We start from the raw sequence: 17,228 nt of genomic DNA on the forward strand, positions 1-17,228 counted from the left end.
AGAAAAGGCATGCAGGAGCGCTCCATGATTCGGCTCACCGCTGAACGCACCCCGGCTGGCACCAGTTATCTGGCGACCGGCCAAGGCCAGCCTGTGGTATTGATCCACGGCGTGGGCCTGAACAAAGAAATGTGGGGCGGGCAAGTCGTTGGCCTAGCCACAAACTACCGCGTGATCACCTACGACATGCTCGGCCATGGCGCCAGCCCGCGCCCGGCCGCCGGCACGCCGCTGCTGGGTTATGCCGACCAACTGCTGGAGCTGCTCGACCACCTGCAACTGCCCCAGGCCACTGTGATCGGGTTTTCCATGGGCGGTTTGGTGGCGCGAGCGTTTGCCCTGCACTACCCCGACCGCCTCAAAAGCCTGGTGGTGCTCAACAGTGTGTTCAACCGCAGCCCCGAGCAGCGTGCCGGCGTGATCGAACGCACCGCCCAGGCCGCCGAACACGGGCCGGATGCGAATGCCGAATCGGCGCTGTCGCGTTGGTTCAGCCGCGAATATCAGGCGGCCAACCCAGCGCAGATCGCCGCGTTGCGTCAGACCCTTGCGGGCAACGACCCCCAAGGCTACCTGACCACGTATGAGCTGTTTGCAACCCAGGACATGTACCGCGCCGATGACCTCAAGGGTCTGCGTGCCCCCACCCTGGTCGCCACCGGAGAACTGGACCCCGGCTCAACGCCGGAAATGGCCCGGCAACTCGCCGATCGTATTCCAGGTGCCACGGTTGCGGTGCTGGCTGAGCAACGGCATATGATGCCGGTGGAATCGCCGCGCCTGGTCAATCAGTTGCTGCTGGGGTTTCTTGACACCGTATACGCCCACAATAATCCAATAAAGGGGATCGTTGCATGATGCTTGAACGCTTCCAGATGTGCATCGGCGGTGAATGGGTCGATGCCCTTTCCGGCAAGACCTTCGACAGCCTTAACCCGGCCCTGGCCGAGCCCTGGGCGCAACTGCCCGACGCCGACGAAGCGGACGTGGAGCGCGCCGTACAGGCTGCCCAAACGGCCTTTGACAGCCCGGCCTGGCGTGGCCTTACTGCCACCGCGCGGGGTAAAATGCTGCGCCGCCTCGGAGACCTGATCGCCGAGAACAAAGAGCAACTGGCCCAGCTGGAAAGCCGCGACAACGGCAAGCTGATCCGCGAAACCCGTGGCCAGGTCACCTACCTGCCGGAGTTCTTCCACTACACCGCAGGCCTGGCCGACAAGCTCGAAGGCGGCACGCTGCCCCTCGACAAGCCCGACCTCTTCGCCTACACCGTGCACGAAGCCATGGGCGTGGTCGCCGCGATCATTCCATGGAACAGCCCGCTGTACCTGACCGCGATCAAACTCGCGCCGGCCCTGGCAGCAGGCAATACCATCGTAATCAAACCCTCCGAGCATGCCTCGGCGACCATCCTCGAGCTGGCGCGCCTGGCCCTGGAAGCGGGCATCCCACCTGGCGTGGTCAACGTGGTCACAGGGTATGGCCCCAGTACCGGAGCCGCCCTCACCCGCCACCCGCTGGTGCGCAAGATCGCCTTTACCGGCGGCGCGGCCACGGCACGGCATGTGGTGCGCAGCAGCGCGGAGAACTTCGCCAAGTTGTCCCTGGAATTGGGCGGCAAGTCACCGAATATCATCTTTGCCGACGCGGATCTGGACAGCGCCATCAATGGTGCGATTGCCGGTATTTACGCTGCATCGGGCCAGAGTTGCGTCTCCGGTTCGCGCCTGCTGGTGCAGGATGAAATCTACGACGAGTTCGTCGAGCGCCTGGTGGCGCGCGCCCAACGCATACGCATCGGCAATCCTCAGGACGACGCCAGTGAAATGGGCCCCATGGCCACCGCACAGCAACTGGCCGTGGTCGAAGGCCTGGTGGCGGATGCCATCGCTGAAGGTGCACGCCTGCGTACCGGCGGCAAGCGCCCGCCGAACCTTGGCGAAGGCTGGTTCTACGAACCGACGTTGTTCGAGTGCGACCGCAACTCGATGAAGATCATGCAGGAAGAAGTGTTCGGTCCGGTGGCGTCGGTCATCCGTTTCAAGGACGAGGCCGAAGCGCTGACCATCGCCAACGACTCGCAGTTCGGCCTTGCCGCCGGCATCTGGACCCGTGACCTGGGCCGCGCCCATCGCCTGGCCCGCGACGTGCGTTCGGGCATCATCTGGGTCAACACCTACCGTGCCGTCTCGGCCATGGCGCCCATCGGCGGCTTCAAGAACAGCGGCTACGGACGTGAAAGCGGCATCGATTCGGTACTCGCCTACACCGAGCTGAAGACGGTGTGGATCAACCTCTCCCAGGCGCCCATGCCTGATCCTTTTGTGATGCGTTAAGAGTCCACCACCATGATCGAACCCAGCATTTACAAAGACGTCATGAGTTCCTTCCCTTCCGGCGTCACGGTGGTTACCACCCTTGACCCGGACGGCGGCATCGTCGGCATTACCGCCAGTGCGTTCAGCGCGCTGTCGATCGACCCGGCGCTGGTGCTGTTCTGCCCCAACTACGCCTCCGACACCTACCCGATCCTGCGCGACAGCAAGCGTTTTGCGATTCACTTACTGTCAGCCGACCAGACCACCGAAGCCTATGCCTTTGCCAGCAAGGGCAAGGAAAAAGCCAAAGGTATCGAGTGGCACTTGAGCGAACTGGGCAACCCGCTGCTGGCGAAGGCCACCGCGATCATCGAGTGCGAACTGTGGCGCGAATACGACGGCGGCGATCACGCAATCATCGTTGGCGCGGTGAAGAACCTGATCCTGCCCGAGCAGCCGGTCACACCGATGATCTATCACAAAGGCAAGCTGGGCCCGCTGCCCACCCTGGCCTGAGGGGCGCTGAAGCATGAGTAACGACAAATACGAGCAGGGCCTGAAGATTCGTACTCAGGTACTGGGTGACGCCTATGTGCAGCGTTCGATCGAGAATGCCGATGACTTCACCCGGCCGCTGCAGGAGATGGTCACCGAGTACTGCTGGGGCCACGTGTGGGGCCGGGAGGGTTTGTCGCTTAAAGAACGCAGCATGATAAACTTGGCAATGATTTCAGCCCTCAATCGGCCCCACGAACTCAAGCTGCATGTACGCGGCGCCTTGCGTAACGGGCTGAGTCGTGAACAAATACGCGAAATTTTGCTTCAAGTCGGTATTTATTGCGGGGTTCCCGCCGCCGTGGACAGCTTCCGGCTGGCCCGTGAAGCCTTCGCTGAAGCCGATGCCGAGACCTCCAGTTAACCGTTACATTCAGAGCAGACCCCATGAAACGCGCGCCCCTCGACGACAGCTTCAAGGTCAATCACAACCCGGTCACCCTGCGCGAAATCGTGCTGGAAAAGCTGCGCAGCGCCATCATGAATTTCCAACTGCTGCCCGGTGACCGCCTGGTAGAACGCGACCTGTGCGACCGCCTCGGCGTCAGCCGCACCTCGGTGCGCGAAGCCTTGCGCCACCTGGAGTCGGAAGGTCTGGTGGAGTTCGCCGATGCCAAGGGTCCGCAGGTGGCAATCATTACCCTCGCCGATGCCGTCGATATTTATGAACTGCGCTGCGTGCTTGAAGGCTTGATCGTGCAGTTATTCACCCTGCGCGCCAAGGCCAAGGACATCAAGGCCCTGGAAAAAGCCCTCGAGGAAAACCGCAAGGCCCTCAAGGAAGGCGAATTGCAGCAGGTGATCGATTCGGTGCAGGGTTTCTACGACGTGCTGCTCGAAGGCTCCGGCAACCATGTGGCCGCCACCCAGCTGCGCCAGTTGCAGGCGCGTATCAGCTACTTGCGCGCGACCTCGGTGTCCCAGGAAAACCGCCGTGGCGCCAGCAACCAGGAAATGGAACGCATGGTCCAGGCGATCAAGAGCGGTGACCCCCTCGCCGCCCACCAGGCCTGTGTCGATCACGTGCGCGCCGCCGCCGCCGTCGCCCTGGATTACCTCAAGCGTAAACAGGAAGAGACCGGCAAACTCCCCGAGATCACCCTGCCCATCGCGCTCAAAGAACCGCGCATAGGTCACTGACCATGCCCGGCCCCAGCTTTTGCCCGACATGCGGCGGCAGTGACCTCGGTCACCAGCTGCCACCGGGCGATACCCAAGAGCGCCTGATGTGCCGGGGCTGCGGCTATATCCATTACATCAACCCCAAGATCATCGCCGGCTGCATCATCGAGCGAGACGGTAAATACCTGCTGTGCCAACGCGCGATTCCGCCGCGCCCCGGCACCTGGACTCTGCCCGCCGGCTTCATGGAAGGTGGCGAAACCACCGAACAGGCCGCATTGCGCGAAGTCTGGGAAGAAAGCGGCGTACGTGCCGAGATCCTCTCGCCCTACTCGATCTTCAGCGTGCCCAGGATCAGCGAGGTGTACATCATCTTCCGCGCCATCGCGCTGGAGATCACCGGCCAGTTCGGGCCCGAGACCCTCGACTACAAGTTTTTCGCCCCCGAGGACATTCCCTGGGACAGCATCTACTATCCGGCGATCCGGCAGATCCTTGAGCGGTATATCGAGGAGCGGCAGGCTGGGGTGTATGGCATCTACATTGGGAATGACGACAGCGGCAAGATTCACTTCATCCGCTGACTTGCAGGCCGAACCGCTCCCACATTTAAATCGGCTTACACCCGAAAAATCTAAGGTGCCAGGCCTTCCACAATAATAATCTGCGCCTGCCCCACGCCCTCTCGGTGCGCCTTCGCCGCCTGATACTCCGCCGACTCATAACACGCCACCGCCTGCTCGTAGCTGTCGAATTCGATCACCACATTCCGCTGCCGTGCTGGCCCGCCTTCCATCGCTGCGCTGCGCCCTCCCCTGGCCAGGAATCGTCCGCCATACAAGGCAAACGCCGCCGGCGCGCGCTGAGTGTATTGCGTGTACTGCTCTGCATCAGACACATCCACATGGGCAATCCAGTAGGCCTTCATCGTAACATCCTCTTGTTGAATTTTGTGGTATACCATAATACATACAACCAACAAATCGAGCACTCTCCATGTCCTTCAACAGCATCGCAGACATCATCGAAGACTACCGCCAAGGCAAGATGGTGCTCCTGGTGGATGACGAAGACCGAGAAAACGAAGGCGACCTGTTGCTGCCCGCCGCGTGCTGCACCGCCGAGACTATCAGCTTCATGGCCCGCGAAGCCCGTGGCCTGATCTGCCTGACCCTCACCGATGAACATTGCCAGCGCCTGGGCCTGGAACAGATGGTGCCGAGCAATGGAAGCGTGTTCAGCACGGCATTTACCGTGTCCATCGAGGCCGCCACCGGCGTGACGACCGGCATCTCAGCCGCCGATCGGGCGCGCACCGTCGCGGCCGCCGTCGATATTAATGCCGGGCCTGCCGATATCGTGCAGCCGGGGCATATCTTTCCGTTGCGCGCTAAAGACGGCGGTGTATTGACCCGCGCCGGCCATACCGAGGCCGGTTGCGACCTGGCGCGCCTGGCCGGGCACACGCCCGCCTCAGTGATCGTAGAAGTCATGAATGACGACGGCACCATGGCGCGGCGTCCCGAACTGGAAATTTTCGCGCGCAAACACGGGATCAAGATCGGCACCATCGCCGACCTGATCCACTACCGCCTCAGCACCGAACGCACCGTGGTGCGCATTGGCGAACGCGACCTGCCCACGGTGCACGGTACGTTCCGCCTGATCACCTTTGAAGACCGCATCGACGGCGGTGTGCATATGGCGATGGTGATGGGCCAGTTGCGCCGCGATGCACCTGCGCTGGTGCGCGTGCATGTGATCGACCCGCTGCGCGACCTGGTCGGCGCCGACTACAGCGGCCCGTCCAACTGGACGCTGTGGGCGGCTTTGCAACGTGTCGCCGCTGAAGGCAGCGGCGTGGTGGTAGTGCTGGCTAATCATGAGTCGTCCCAGGCGCTGCTGGAACGCGTGCCGCAACTGACCCAGGCGCCGCGCCAGTTCAACCGTTCGCAGTCGCGCATCTATTCTGAAGTGGGCACCGGGGCGCAGATCTTGCAGGACCTCGGCGTCGGCAAGCTGCGTCACCTCGGCCCGCCCCTCAAATACGCCGGGCTGACCGGCTACGACCTGGAGGTGATCGAGAGCATTCCCTTCACCGAATGACGGATAACCGGTAAGGCAAAATGCTTGCACAAAGTTTGGAATACCATAATATGATATTCCATAGACCGAACGCTTCTGCCAAGTGCGCCCGCCAGGGAGAGCACCAATAAAAGCCCTTGGCACGGTCGCCTTTTGGGGTCTCGATTAGAGGCTCCCGATGGACCTACTGCTCCCGATAGGCGGGCATTACCAAGCCCGCTCAATAACAAAACAAATGAGGGCGTGAAAATGGTGTTGAATAAACGTGCAACCGCGGTGCTGTTCGCGGGTTTATTGGCTACGGCCACTCACGCGGCCATGGCGGCCGAAAGCGTCAATTTCGTGAGCTGGGGCGGTAGCACCCAGGACGCGCAGAAGCAGGCGTGGGCCGACCCGTTCAGCAAGGCCAGCGGCATTACCGTGGTCCAGGATGGCCCCACCGACTACGGCAAACTCAAGGCCATGGTCGAAAGCGGCAACGTGCAGTGGGACGTGGTGGATGTCGAAGCCGACTTCGCCTTGCGCGCCGCCGCCGAAGGCCTGCTCGAACCCCTCGACTTCTCGGTGATCCAGCGCGACAAGATCGACCCGCGGTTTGTCTCCGACCATGGTGTGGGCTCGTTCTTCTTCTCCTTCGTGCTCGGCTACAACGAAGGCAAGCTCGGCGCTGGCAAGCCTCAGGATTGGTCCGCGCTGTTTGACACCAAGACCTACCCTGGCAAACGCGCCCTCTACAAATGGCCAAGCCCTGGCGTGCTTGAACTGGCGCTGCTGGCCGACGGCGTAGCCGCCGACAAGCTCTACCCGCTGGACCTGGACCGCGCCTTCAAGAAACTCGACACCATCAAGAAAGACATCGTCTGGTGGGGCGGCGGCGCGCAGTCGCAACAGCTGCTGGCCTCCGGCGAAGTCAGCATGGGCCAGTTCTGGAACGGCCGCATCCATGCCCTGCAGGAAGACGGCGCACCGGTTGGCGTGAGCTGGAAGCAAAACCTGGTGATGGCCGACATCCTCGTCGTGCCTAAAGGTTCGAAAAACAAAGCCGCCGCGATGAAGTTCCTGGCCAACGCCAGCAGCGCCAAGGGCCAGGCTGATTTCTCCAACCTGACCGCCTACGCACCGGTGAACATCGACAGCGTGCAGCGTCTGGATTCGGTGCTAGCGCCGAACCTGCCGACCGCCTACGTCAAGGACCAGATCACCCTCGATTTCGCCTACTGGGCCAAGAACGGCCCGGCCATTGCGACACGGTGGAATGAATGGCTAGTCAAATGAAAATGACGGCAACCACACCGACCGGGAGCGCCCTCGGCGCTGCCGGCGCGTTTTCGGCCAAGGCCGGGGCGCCGTCCCTGGCGCAGCGCTGGCGGGGGTCGAGCAACCTGATCCCGGCCCTGCTGTTCCTCGGCCTGTTCTTCCTGGCGCCGCTGATCGGCCTGTTGCTGCGCGGCGTGCTGGAGCCGGTGCCGGGCCTGGGCAACTATGAACAGCTGTTCGCCAACTCGGCCTATGCCCGGGTGCTGCTCAACACGTTCTCGGTGGCGGGCCTGGTGACCTTGTTCAGCCTGCTGCTGGGCTTTCCGCTGGCCTGGGCGATCACCCTGGTGCCACGCGGTTGGGGACGCTGGATCCTCAACATCGTGCTGCTGTCGATGTGGACCAGCCTGCTCGCCCGCACGTATTCCTGGCTGGTCTTGCTGCAAGCCTCCGGGGTGATCAACAAGGCGTTGATGGCCATGGGCATCATAGATGTGCCCCTGGAGATGGTGCATAACCTGACCGGCGTGGTGATCGGCATGAGCTACATCATGATCCCGTTCATTGTGCTGCCTTTGCAGGCGACCATGCAGGCCATCGACCCGATGATCCTGCAGGCCGGCTCCATCTGCGGCGCCAGCCCGTGGACCAACTTCTTCCGGGTGTTCCTGCCGCTGTGTCGGCCGGGTTTGTTCTCCGGCGGTTTGATGGTGTTCGTGATGTCCCTCGGTTACTACGTCACCCCGGCGCTGCTCGGCGGTGCGCAGAACATGATGTTGCCCGAGTTCATCATCCAGCAGGTGCAATCGTTCCTCAATTGGGGCCTGGCCAGTGCCGGCGCCGCGTTGCTGATCTTCATCACGCTGGTGCTGTTCTACTTCTACCTGAAACTCCAGCCGGAATCCCCGGTTGGCGCCAGCGACGCGAGGTAAGCCGTCATGCTCCTGACCCCCAACGCCATGAGCCGCAGGATGCGCTTGGGCCTCTACACCACCACCGGATTGATCGGCCTGTTCCTGCTGTTGCCGATCGTGTTTATCGTGCTGTTATCGTTCGGTTCGTCGCAATGGCTGGTGTTTCCGCCGCCAGGCTGGACGTTCAAATGGTACGACCAGTTCTTCTCCAACGCGGATTGGATGAACGCTGCAATGGCCAGCCTCAAGGTGGCGGTGCTGACAACGATCTTCGCGGTGGCGCTGGGTTTGCCGACCGCCTTTGCCCTGGTGCGTGGACGCTTCCCCGGCCGCGAGCTGCTCTACGGCCTGTTCACGCTGCCGATGATCGTGCCGCTGGTGATCATTGCCGTGGCGGTGTACGCGCTGTTCCTCAAGCTGGGCTACACCGGCACGATGTTCGCCTTTGTGGTTAGCCATGTGATCGTCGCGCTGCCCTTCACCATCATCTCGATCATCAACTCGCTGAAGCTTTTCGACCAGTCGATTGAAGACGCGGCGGTGATCTGCGGCGCGTCACGCTTGCAGGCGGTGTTCAAGGTGACCTTCCCGGCGATCCGCCCGGGTATGGTCGCCGGTGCGCTGTTTGCCTTTTTGGTCTCGTGGGACGAAGTGGTGCTCAGCGTGATGATGGCGAGCCCAACCCTGCAAACCCTTCCCGTGAAAATGTGGACCACCCTGCGCCAGGACCTGACGCCTGTGATCGCCGTCGCTTCGACGCTGCTGATCGGCCTGTCGGTACTGGTCATGGTGATTGCCGCCGTCGTTCGTCGACGCACTGAAACCCGCGCTTGAGCGCCGAGGAGTAGAACATGAGTGCAGTGATCCAAGACGTCGCGCAGAGCCATGGCCAGCCCCTGGTCAGCCTGCGCAACCTGAACAAGTACTACGGCGAGTTTGCCGCCGTGGACAACATCTCGCTGGACATCCAGGACGGCGAATTCCTCACCTTCCTCGGCTCCAGCGGCTCGGGCAAAAGCACCACGCTTTCGATGCTTGCCGGCTTCGAAACGCCGAGCAGCGGCGAGATCCTTGTCAGCGGCCAATCACTGGTCAACGTACCGCCGCACAAGCGCGACATCGGCATGGTGTTCCAGCGTTACTCACTGTTCCCGCATTTGTCGGTGCGCGACAACATCGCCTTCCCCCTGGCGATACGCAAACTGCCCAGCGCCGAACGTGAGAAGCGCGTCGACGCCATGCTCAAGCTGGTGCAGCTGGAACAGTTCGCCCATCGCCGCCCTTCTCAATTGTCTGGCGGCCAACAGCAACGGGTCGCCATCGCACGCGCGCTGGTGTACGAGCCACGCATCCTGCTGATGGACGAACCCCTCGGCGCGCTCGACAAGAAACTGCGTGAAGACCTGCAGGACGAACTACGCCAACTGCACCGGCGCCTGGGCATCACCATCGTCTACGTGACCCACGATCAGGAAGAAGCGATGCGTCTGTCCCAGCGCATCGCGATTTTCAGCCACGGCAAGATCGTCGGCCTGGGCAGCGGCTTCGACCTCTACCAGAACCCGCCGAACGCTTTTGTGGCGTCGTTCCTCGGCAACTCCAACTTCCTCAAACTCAAGGCTCAGGGCAACGCGGTGGCGTCGTTCGAAGGCCAATCGTTGTCGATCCGCCTGACCAGCGGGCTGCGTACAGAACAGGACGTGCTGCTGATGGTGCGCCCGGAAAAAGCCCTGGCACTGAGCGCCGAACAAGCCGCCGAGCAACCGCTGCTGTCAGGTTGGAATGAAGTGTCGGCGATTGTCGGTGAGGTGTTGTTTCTTGGCGAAAGCCAGACCTGCGCGGTGAAGACCCTCGGCGGCACATCGATGACGGTCAAGGCGCTGTCCGCTGCGGGCATGCCGCTCAAGGCCGGCGACCCGGTGCGTGTGCGCTGGGCGACGGCCGATGCGTGTGTGTATACGGAGTGGGCCGAAAGCGATCTGAACAAGGCGGCCGGCGCCCATTGAGTCACACATGTAGGAGGGGCGGTGCGATGATTCGACTTGCCCCCGATAGCAGTGTGTCAGTTACAGGTGCATTCACTGACACTCCCTCATCGGGGCATGGGTATCTACACAACTTTTTTCAGCGGTCTGTGGCGAGGGGAGCTTGTTCCCTCACCACAGGTACAGTGCTCGCCCTTAACTGACTGGCAAACAGTTTGAGCTGCGTTTACTTCAGTGGTTGAGGCCCGCTCATTATGCTCGGCCAGGTCCAACCCCATCTCCTCCACCGACTCATGGGCACGTAAGCCAACCAAGGCATTGACCACCTTGAGGATGATCCAACTGATCACAAAGCAGTACGCCGTGGTCAGCAGCCCCCCCTTAAGCTGGGCGACCACCTGCCCGCCCATGGTCACGCCTTCCACCAGGCCACCCATGGACGGTACACAGAACACACCGGTCAACACCGCGCCGATCATCCCGCCAATGCCGTGCAAGCCGAACACGTCGAGGCTGTCGTCGTAGCCGAAGCGGCGCTTCAACACCGTCACGCTCAAATAACAAAACACCCCGCACAGCAAGCCGATGGCCAACGCACCGCCGACGCCCACGTAGGCACACGCCGGGGTGATCCCCACCAGGCCGGCCAGCGCACCACTGGCCAGGCCGAGGGCACTGGGCTTGCCGACCTTGAACCACTCGGTGAACATCCAGCCAAGAATCCCGGCGCAGGCGCCCAACTGAGTGTTGAGCATGACGATGCCCGAGGTGCCGCTGAGGCCGCCACCGGGGCCTATATTGAAGCCGAACCAGCCGACCCAGAGCATCGCCGCGCCGGCCATGGTCAGGCTGAGGTTATGCGCAGGCATCGGCGTGTTCTGGTAGCCCTTGCGCTTGCCGAGGATCAGGCACGCAGCGAGCGCAGCCACACCGGCATTGATGTGCACGGCGGTGCCTCCGGCAAAATCGAGCACGCCCCAGTTATGCATCAAGACCCCCGATCCGCCCCAGACCATATGCGCCACCGGGGCATAGACCAGGGTGAACCAGATGGCCATGAACAGCAGCGCCGCCGAGAATTTCATGCGTTCGGCAAAGGCGCCGGCGATCAGGGCCGGGGTGATGATGGCGAACGTCATCTGGAAGGTCACGAACACCCCTTCCGGAATATCCCCCACCAGGCTCTCCGGGGTCATGCCCGCCAGAAAGGCGCGGTTCAGGCCGCCAACAAAACTGTTGAAAGTCACCTGCCCTTCGACCATACCGGTGGTGTCGACCACCATGCTGTAGCCGTAGACCACCCACAGCACGCCCACCAGGCCGGCGATACCGAAGCACTGGGTGAACAACGAGAGCATGTTTTTCGCACGGACCAGGCCGCCATAGAACAACGCAAGCCCCGGCAGGCAAATGAACAGCACCAGCACGGCGGCGGTGACCATCCAGGCGGTGCTGCCGGTGTTCAAGGTGGGTGCGTCGGCGGCCTGGGCCAGGGGTGCAAAGGCACCGGCCGCCAATAAACCGAAGAGGGATTTGCCGAGAAGACGATTGACCATGTTCAAAGCTCCTGCAAAAGAAATGGGAAGTGTCGGGCAGCGAGCAGTTGTTGTTTGGAGAGCCTCTTGGCGGGCGCCTTGATTTGCCTATCTGTTGTGGCGAAGGAGCTTGCTCCCGCTGGGGTGCGAAGCAGCCCTAAAAAGCCGGCTCCAGCTGCGCTGTCGAACGGGAGCAAGCTCCCTCGCCACAGATGCTTATCCCGCCTCAGTAACCGCTACCCGAACCCGGCACCCAACGGGTACCCGCCAGCGGCACCCGGGCCATGGCCGCCGATTCCACGGTCAACGCCACCAAGTCCTCGGGGTCGAGGTTGTGCAGGTGCGATTTGCCGCACGCACGCGCCATGGTCTGCGCCTCCAGCACCATCACCCGCAGGTAGTTGGCCAAGCGCCGTCCGCCTTCCACCGGGTCGAGGCGCTTGGACAGCTCCGGGTCCTGGGTGGTGATGCCCGCCGGATCGCGGCCGTTCTGCCAGTCGTCGTAGAAGCCGGCGGCCGAGCCGATCTTTTTCAGTTCCGCGTCCAGCCGTGGGTGGTTGTCGCCCAGGGCGATCAGCGCCGCAGTGCCGATGGCCACCGCGTCCGCGCCCATCGCCATGGCCTTGGCCACATCGGCACCATTACGAATCCCGCCCGACACGATCAACTGGACCTTGCGGTGCATACCCATCTCTTGCAAAGCCTGTACCGCTTGCGGGATGGCCGACAAAATCGGAATGCCCACATGCTCGATAAACACTTCCTGCGTCGCGGCGGTGCCGCCTTGCATGCCGTCGAGCACGATTACATCGGCCCCGGCCTTGACCGCCAGCTTCACGTCGTAATACGGCCGGCTCGCGCCGATTTTCACGTAGATCGGTTTTTCCCAATCGGTGATTTCGCGCAGCTCGGCAATCTTGATCGCCAGGTCATCCGGGCCGGTCCAGTCCGGGTGGCGGCAGGCGCTGCGCTGGTCCACGCCGATGGGCAAAGTGCGCATGCCGGCCACACGCTCGGTGACTTTCATGCCGAGCAACATGCCGCCGCCGCCGGGCTTGGCGCCCTGGCCGAGGACGATCTCGATGGCATCGGCCTTGCGCAGATCATCCGGGTTCATGCCGTAGCGCGATGGCAGGTACTGATACACCAGGTGCTGGGACTGGCCGCGCTCTTCCGGGGTCATGCCGCCGTCACCGGTGGTGGTGCTGGTGCCGGCGATCGTCGCGCCACGGCCCAGGGCTTCCTTGGCGTTGGCCGACAACGCACCGAAACTCATGCCAGCGATGGTCACCGGGATCTTCAGGTGGATAGGCTTCTTGGCGAAGCGATTGCCGAGGATCACATCGGTGCCGCACTTCTCGCGATAGCCTTCCAGCGGGTAGCGCGACACGCTGGCGCCGAGCAGCAGCAAGTCATCGAAGTGCGGCAGCTTGCGCTTGGTGCCGCCGCCGCGAATATCGTAGATGCCAGTTTCGGCGGCACGCTGGATTTCCTGGATGGTCAGGCGGTCGAAGGTGGCCGACTCGCGCAGGACCGGAGGGGTTTGTTCAGTCATGGTGGAGCTCCTGATCAGTACGCGGAGGCGTTATCGACTTTGAAGTTGTAGAGTTGACGGGCCGAGCCGTAGCGCTTGAAATCTGCCGCCTGGTGGGCGAAACCGGCGCGGTCGAGCAGTTCCTGCAGCTCGTGCAGGTGTTCGCTGCGCATCTCTTTTTCGACGCAGTCCGAGCCCAGGGACTCCACCGTGCCTTTCACGTAGATGTGGGTTTCGTACAGCGAGTCCCCCAGCGCATCGCCGGCGTCGCCGCACACCACCAGACGCCCGGCCTGGCCCATGAAGCAGCTCATATGGCCGATGCTGCCGCCGACGACGATGTCGATGCCCTTCATGGAAATCCCGCAACGCGCGCCTGCGTCGCCCTCAATCACCAGCAAACCGCCATGGGCCGTGGCCCCGGCCGCCTGGGACGCACTGCCTTTGACGCGCACCGAACCGGACATCATGTTCTCGGCGCAGCCCACGCCGACATTGCCGTGCACGGTGATCGAGGCTTGCTGGTTCATGCCCGCGCAGTAGTAGCCGGCGTGGCCCTCGATATCGATGGACACGGCCTGGTTCACCCCCACCGCAAGGTTGTGCTTGCCGTTGGAATGGGTGATGCGCCACTCGTTGTCGATGGCATGGGCGTGCAGGGCCTGGTTGAGGTCACGCACGGTGGCGGTGGAAAGATCGATGGTTTTCATGTGTGCGCTCCTTAAGCTGAATGGCGTTCCCAGATGTACAACGTGGCCGGTGCCGGCTCCCAGATCCGCGCGTTCTCGATGCCCGGCAGGCTCGACAGCGCCTGGTACTCGGAGGCCATGGCGACGTAGTCGTCGGTCTCGGCCAAGATCGCCGGCTTGCACGCAATCGGGTCGCGGATCACTGCAAAGCCATTGCGCGTGCCGATGGCGAAGGTGAAGAAGCCGTCGAGGTCTTCCAGGGAATGGTCCAGCGCTTCCTTGAGCGAATCGCCCTGTTGCAAGCGCCAGGTCAGGTAGCCGGCGGCGACTTCGGTGTCGTTGTCGGTTTCAAAATGGATGCCTTCGCGCTTGAGTTCCTGGCGCAGGCGGAAGTGGTTGGACAGCGAACCGTTGTGCACCAGGCACAGGTCGGCGCCGGTGGAAAACGGGTGGCTGCCTTCCATGGTCACCGCGCTTTCCGTGGCCATGCGGGTATGGCCGATGATGTGGCTGCCCTGCATGTTTGCCAGGCCGAAGCGCTGGGAAATCTCCTGGGGCAGCCCCATGCCCTTGAGGATCTCGATGCTCTGACCGGCGCTCATGATACGCACGCTCGGCGCCAGTTCGGCCAGGGCCAGGCGTACCGGGGCTTCGTCGGCGTGGATCTTAAGTACAGCGGCGCTGGCGTTCTGGAACCAATCCAGGGAACAGCCGAGGCGCCCTTCCAACTCGCCCATCAAGCCTTTCCAGTCGAAGGCTTCGGTGGTGGCTTGCAGGGTCAGCTTGACCCAGCCATCGGCGACTTCATCGCCGTAGATGGCGAAACCGGCGCTGTCCGGGCCACGGTCGGTCATGGCTTGCAGCATGGGTTCAAACAGCTTGCCGAGCTGGGGTTCCAGCTGCGGATTCTTCAGGTACAGGCCTACGATTCCACACATAACAAGTCTCCGTCACACGGTGTCAGAAAAATTCGGTATAGCGCTGGATTTCCCAGTCGCTCACATGGCGGCTGTACTCCACCCACTCCATGCGCTTGAGCGTGATGAACTCGCCCACGATCTGCGGGCCAAGCACTTCGGCGAACAGCGCGTCGGCTTCCAGTGCGTCGCAGGCTTCCTTGAGGGATTGCGGTAGGGTCTTGATGCCGCGCTCGGCGATCTGCTCGAGGCTCAGGCTGTAGAGGTTTTCATTGCAGACGTGGTCGATTTCCAGCTGGCGATCGATACCGTCCAGGCCCGCGGCGATGATCGCGGCGCTGACCAGATAGGGGTTGCAGCCTGCATCCGGTAGGCGAAATTCCAGGCGACCGTACGGCACGCGCACCATGGCCGAGCGGTTGTTGGCGCCAAACGCGATGAAGGCCGGGGCCCAGGTGGCGCCGGACAACGAGTTGCCGACCACCAGGCGCTTGTACGAGTTGACCGTGGGCGCAGCGAACGCACAGAGCGCCGGGCCGTGGGCGAGCAAGCCGGCGGCGAAGTGATAGGCGAGTTTCGACAAGCCCATGCCGCTCGGGTCGCTGGCGTCATGGAACAGGTTTTTGTTCTCGGCGCTGCTGATAGACAGGTGAAAGTGCATGCCATTGCCGGCGCGTTTCGGGTCGGGCTTGGGCATGAAGGAGCAGATCATGCCCAGGTCATTGGCGATCTCGCCGGCGGCCATGCGGAAGAAGGTGAAACGGTCGGCGGAGGTCAAGGCGTCGCTGTAGGTGTAATTGATCTCGAACTGGCCGTTGGCGTCTTCATGGTCGATTTGATAGACCTCGAAATCCACCGCCTGCAAGGCTTCGGTCAGGCGCTCGAGGAACACCCGCGAACGCGACAGGCCCTTGTAGTCGTAGCAAGGCTTGTCGAGGTTGTCGCTGGGGTCCACCAATTGCAACGTGCCCTGCTCGTCGCGGCGCATCAGATTGAACTCGGGTTCGAGGCCGGTGTTCAGCGTCCAGCCCTTGTCCTGCAGGCGCTGCACCTGTTGCTGCAGCACGTAGCGGCTGTCGTAGGGATGGGGCTTGCCGTCGACATGACCGACGCACACCACCCGCCCGTAACCCGGCTGCCACGGCACCGGGGTCAATGTCGACAGATCGCCCCGCGCCATGAAATCCGGCCCGTGAGGCTCCATGCCCATGCCGCTGATGGCGAATCCGGCAAACCCCGCGCCCTCTTTGGCGACCGTCTTAAGCCCACAGATCGGCACCGACTTGGTCTTGGCCGCACCGTGTATATCCACAAACTGCGCAAGCACGTACTTGATCCCGTGCTTATCGATGATGCGCTGGGTTTCTGCTGGCAACATTGCTCGTCACTCCTCGCGAAAGGCAAAACCGTGTGGGTGGGCTAGGCTGTCTTTTTATTCCTAAAAAGAAAGTTAGTTTCCCTACAGGAATGCAATACCCTTGCCAGAATCGCGGACGACTGTTTGATGTGCCGGTGAAAAGCGCTTTTGTGCTGTATATATGAGAAAATTCTTTTCTCCGCAGGAATACGTACAGCGGGGCGGCCTTTAAGCGCCAGACTTTGCACTTTCCCAGTGCGAAAATAATATTACTGAACGGAAACCGTGCAGGAGCCGATGATCATGTCCACCGAAACCGCCCCGCGCCTCAAGCTTGAGCAATACCTGGGGCTGCAGATCAAACGCCAGCGCCAGGCCCAGGACCTGAAGCTATCTGACGTGGCAAAAATTGCCGATATCAGCCAGGGCATGTTGAGCAAGATCGAGAACGCCCAGGTCTCTACCAGCCTCGATACCTTGAGCCGCCTGTGCGATGTGCTCGGGCTGCCGCTGTCGAAATTATTCAGCGAATACGACCAGCAGGATGGCAGCGCCTTGCTGGTCAAGGCCGACCAAGGCATGGAAGTGGTGCGCCGGGGGACCGAGAAGGGCCATACCTATCACCTGCTCAACCATACGCGCGGGCCGAAGAAGAGCTTCGAGGCGTACATGGTCAGCATGGATGATGCGAGCGAGGAGTTTCCTACGTTTGCGCACCCAGGGACCGAGTTTCTGCACCTGCTTGAAGGGGAGCTGATTTATCGCCACGGCAACCAGTTGTATCGCATGGAGGCCGGGGACAGCCTGACGTTTGAGGGCGAGATTCCCCATGGGCCCGAGGAGTTGGTCAGGGTGCCGATTCGGTTGTTGTCGATCATGAACTACGGTAACGACAAGGAGTGATGCACGAACCGAGAGCGGCTCTGCTGTGGGAGCCTGATGGGTATCTGCACATCTTTT

17 protein-coding genes and 1 pseudogene are annotated in these 17,228 nt (G+C 62.1%); 12 read left to right on the top strand and 6 right to left on the bottom strand.

Features of this window, described 5'->3' with window-relative positions:
- The first annotated feature begins 24 nt into the window (after positions 1 to 24).
- From AACY30_RS17345 to AACY30_RS17370, 6 genes are read left to right on the top strand one after another with little or no spacing between them, the layout of a single operon-like run.
- Complete coding sequence (locus tag AACY30_RS17345) at positions 25 to 858, top strand: alpha/beta fold hydrolase (RefSeq protein ID WP_339468797.1); 834 nt, start codon at positions 25 to 27, stop codon at positions 856 to 858.
- The gene (locus AACY30_RS17350) at positions 855 to 2,336 is read left to right on the top strand and encodes an aldehyde dehydrogenase (RefSeq protein ID WP_339468798.1); all 1,482 of its coding nucleotides are present in this window, start codon (positions 855 to 857) and stop codon (positions 2,334 to 2,336) included. Before AACY30_RS17345 ends, AACY30_RS17350 begins: the two co-directional genes overlap by 4 nt.
- Before the next feature lie 12 nt (positions 2,337 to 2,348).
- A complete protein-coding gene (locus AACY30_RS17355) occupies positions 2,349 to 2,834 on the top strand; it encodes a flavin reductase family protein (protein WP_339468799.1) in 486 nt (161 codons plus the stop codon).
- Between the two features lie 13 nt (positions 2,835 to 2,847).
- Positions 2,848 to 3,237, top strand: a complete 390-nt coding sequence (pcaC, locus tag AACY30_RS17360; RefSeq protein WP_339468800.1) for a 4-carboxymuconolactone decarboxylase — start codon at positions 2,848 to 2,850, stop codon at positions 3,235 to 3,237.
- Positions 3,238 to 3,260: 23 nt separating this feature from the next.
- The gene (locus tag AACY30_RS17365) at positions 3,261 to 4,013 is read left to right on the top strand and encodes a GntR family transcriptional regulator (protein WP_049708916.1); all 753 of its coding nucleotides are present in this window, start codon (positions 3,261 to 3,263) and stop codon (positions 4,011 to 4,013) included.
- Positions 4,014 to 4,015: 2 nt separating this feature from the next.
- Positions 4,016 to 4,579, top strand: coding sequence for an NUDIX hydrolase (locus AACY30_RS17370; protein ID WP_339468801.1), 564 nt, complete (start codon positions 4,016 to 4,018; stop codon positions 4,577 to 4,579).
- A gap of 50 nt (positions 4,580 to 4,629) precedes the next feature.
- Here AACY30_RS17370 and AACY30_RS17375 read toward each other — a convergent pair whose 3' ends face one another.
- Complete coding sequence (locus AACY30_RS17375; protein WP_339468802.1) at positions 4,630 to 4,923, bottom strand: DUF1330 domain-containing protein; 294 nt, start codon at positions 4,921 to 4,923, stop codon at positions 4,630 to 4,632.
- A gap of 68 nt (positions 4,924 to 4,991) precedes the next feature.
- Here AACY30_RS17375 and ribBA point away from each other — a divergent pair, with 68 nt between their 5' ends.
- From ribBA to AACY30_RS17400, 5 genes are all read left to right on the top strand, one after another.
- The gene (gene ribBA / locus AACY30_RS17380; RefSeq protein WP_339540814.1) at positions 4,992 to 6,101 is read left to right on the top strand and encodes a bifunctional 3,4-dihydroxy-2-butanone-4-phosphate synthase/GTP cyclohydrolase II; all 1,110 of its coding nucleotides are present in this window, start codon (positions 4,992 to 4,994) and stop codon (positions 6,099 to 6,101) included.
- A 228-nt stretch (positions 6,102 to 6,329) separates the two neighbouring features.
- Positions 6,330 to 7,355: an ABC transporter substrate-binding protein gene (locus AACY30_RS17385; RefSeq protein WP_339468804.1), complete on the top strand. Its 1,026-nt coding sequence runs from the start codon at positions 6,330 to 6,332 to the stop codon at positions 7,353 to 7,355.
- Entirely contained in the window at positions 7,352 to 8,269 is a 918-nt protein-coding gene (locus AACY30_RS17390; protein WP_339468805.1) for an ABC transporter permease, read from the top strand. Before AACY30_RS17385 ends, AACY30_RS17390 begins: the two co-directional genes overlap by 4 nt.
- A gap of 6 nt (positions 8,270 to 8,275) precedes the next feature.
- A complete protein-coding gene (locus tag AACY30_RS17395) occupies positions 8,276 to 9,085 on the top strand; it encodes an ABC transporter permease (RefSeq protein WP_339468806.1) in 810 nt (269 codons plus the stop codon).
- Between the two features lie 17 nt (positions 9,086 to 9,102).
- Positions 9,103 to 10,257, top strand: a complete 1,155-nt coding sequence (locus AACY30_RS17400) for an ABC transporter ATP-binding protein (RefSeq protein WP_339468807.1) — start codon at positions 9,103 to 9,105, stop codon at positions 10,255 to 10,257.
- 221 nt (positions 10,258 to 10,478) lie between these two features.
- On the opposite strand, the pseudogene AACY30_RS17405 reads toward AACY30_RS17400, so the two are convergent.
- The 5 genes and pseudogenes from AACY30_RS17405 to glnT form a co-directional block, all read right to left on the bottom strand.
- Positions 10,479 to 11,792: pseudogene (locus tag AACY30_RS17405) on the bottom strand (ammonium transporter); the annotation flags it as partial.
- Positions 11,793 to 11,997: 205 nt separating this feature from the next.
- Positions 11,998 to 13,326, bottom strand: coding sequence for an FMN-binding glutamate synthase family protein (locus AACY30_RS17410; protein WP_339468809.1), 1,329 nt, complete (start codon positions 13,324 to 13,326; stop codon positions 11,998 to 12,000).
- A gap of 14 nt (positions 13,327 to 13,340) precedes the next feature.
- A complete protein-coding gene (locus AACY30_RS17415) occupies positions 13,341 to 14,015 on the bottom strand; it encodes a protein glxC (protein WP_339468810.1) in 675 nt (224 codons plus the stop codon).
- Between the two features lie 11 nt (positions 14,016 to 14,026).
- Positions 14,027 to 14,932, bottom strand: coding sequence for a class II glutamine amidotransferase (locus tag AACY30_RS17420; RefSeq protein ID WP_339468811.1), 906 nt, complete (start codon positions 14,930 to 14,932; stop codon positions 14,027 to 14,029).
- A 22-nt stretch (positions 14,933 to 14,954) separates the two neighbouring features.
- Complete coding sequence (gene glnT, locus AACY30_RS17425; protein WP_339468813.1) at positions 14,955 to 16,289, bottom strand: type III glutamate--ammonia ligase; 1,335 nt, start codon at positions 16,287 to 16,289, stop codon at positions 14,955 to 14,957.
- A gap of 282 nt (positions 16,290 to 16,571) precedes the next feature.
- Here glnT and AACY30_RS17430 point away from each other — a divergent pair, with 282 nt between their 5' ends.
- Positions 16,572 to 17,171 (top strand): helix-turn-helix domain-containing protein, encoded by a 600-nt coding sequence (locus tag AACY30_RS17430; protein ID WP_027603577.1) that lies wholly within the window; start codon positions 16,572 to 16,574, stop codon positions 17,169 to 17,171.
- Positions 17,172 to 17,228 lie beyond the last annotated feature (57 nt).

It is taken from the genome of Pseudomonas sp. RA_5y_Pfl1_P24 (assembly GCF_963970945.1).
GTDB classification, from domain to species: domain Bacteria; phylum Pseudomonadota; class Gammaproteobacteria; order Pseudomonadales; family Pseudomonadaceae; genus Aquipseudomonas; species Aquipseudomonas tritici.

Bases quoted from the DNA above. Each gene is read 5' to 3' on its own strand.
- AACY30_RS17345 (WP_339468797.1), top strand. From the start codon at position 25: ATGATTCGGCTCACCGCTGAACGCACCCCGGCTGGCACCAGTTATCTG.
- AACY30_RS17350 (WP_339468798.1), top strand. From the start codon at position 855: ATGATGCTTGAACGCTTCCAGATGTGCATCGGCGGTGAATGGGTCGAT.
- AACY30_RS17355 (WP_339468799.1), top strand. From the start codon at position 2,349: ATGATCGAACCCAGCATTTACAAAGACGTCATGAGTTCCTTCCCTTCC.
- pcaC (WP_339468800.1), top strand. From the start codon at position 2,848: ATGAGTAACGACAAATACGAGCAGGGCCTGAAGATTCGTACTCAGGTA.
- AACY30_RS17365 (WP_049708916.1), top strand. From the start codon at position 3,261: ATGAAACGCGCGCCCCTCGACGACAGCTTCAAGGTCAATCACAACCCG.
- AACY30_RS17370 (WP_339468801.1), top strand. From the start codon at position 4,016: ATGCCCGGCCCCAGCTTTTGCCCGACATGCGGCGGCAGTGACCTCGGT.
- AACY30_RS17375 (WP_339468802.1), bottom strand. From the start codon at position 4,923: ATGAAGGCCTACTGGATTGCCCATGTGGATGTGTCTGATGCAGAGCAG.
- ribBA (WP_339540814.1), top strand. From the start codon at position 4,992: ATGTCCTTCAACAGCATCGCAGACATCATCGAAGACTACCGCCAAGGC.
- AACY30_RS17385 (WP_339468804.1), top strand. From the start codon at position 6,330: ATGGTGTTGAATAAACGTGCAACCGCGGTGCTGTTCGCGGGTTTATTG.
- AACY30_RS17390 (WP_339468805.1), top strand. From the start codon at position 7,352: ATGAAAATGACGGCAACCACACCGACCGGGAGCGCCCTCGGCGCTGCC.
- AACY30_RS17395 (WP_339468806.1), top strand. From the start codon at position 8,276: ATGCTCCTGACCCCCAACGCCATGAGCCGCAGGATGCGCTTGGGCCTC.
- AACY30_RS17400 (WP_339468807.1), top strand. From the start codon at position 9,103: ATGAGTGCAGTGATCCAAGACGTCGCGCAGAGCCATGGCCAGCCCCTG.
- AACY30_RS17410 (WP_339468809.1), bottom strand. From the start codon at position 13,326: ATGACTGAACAAACCCCTCCGGTCCTGCGCGAGTCGGCCACCTTCGAC.
- AACY30_RS17415 (WP_339468810.1), bottom strand. From the start codon at position 14,015: ATGAAAACCATCGATCTTTCCACCGCCACCGTGCGTGACCTCAACCAG.
- AACY30_RS17420 (WP_339468811.1), bottom strand. From the start codon at position 14,932: ATGTGTGGAATCGTAGGCCTGTACCTGAAGAATCCGCAGCTGGAACCC.
- glnT (WP_339468813.1), bottom strand. From the start codon at position 16,289: ATGTTGCCAGCAGAAACCCAGCGCATCATCGATAAGCACGGGATCAAG.
- AACY30_RS17430 (WP_027603577.1), top strand. From the start codon at position 16,572: ATGTCCACCGAAACCGCCCCGCGCCTCAAGCTTGAGCAATACCTGGGG.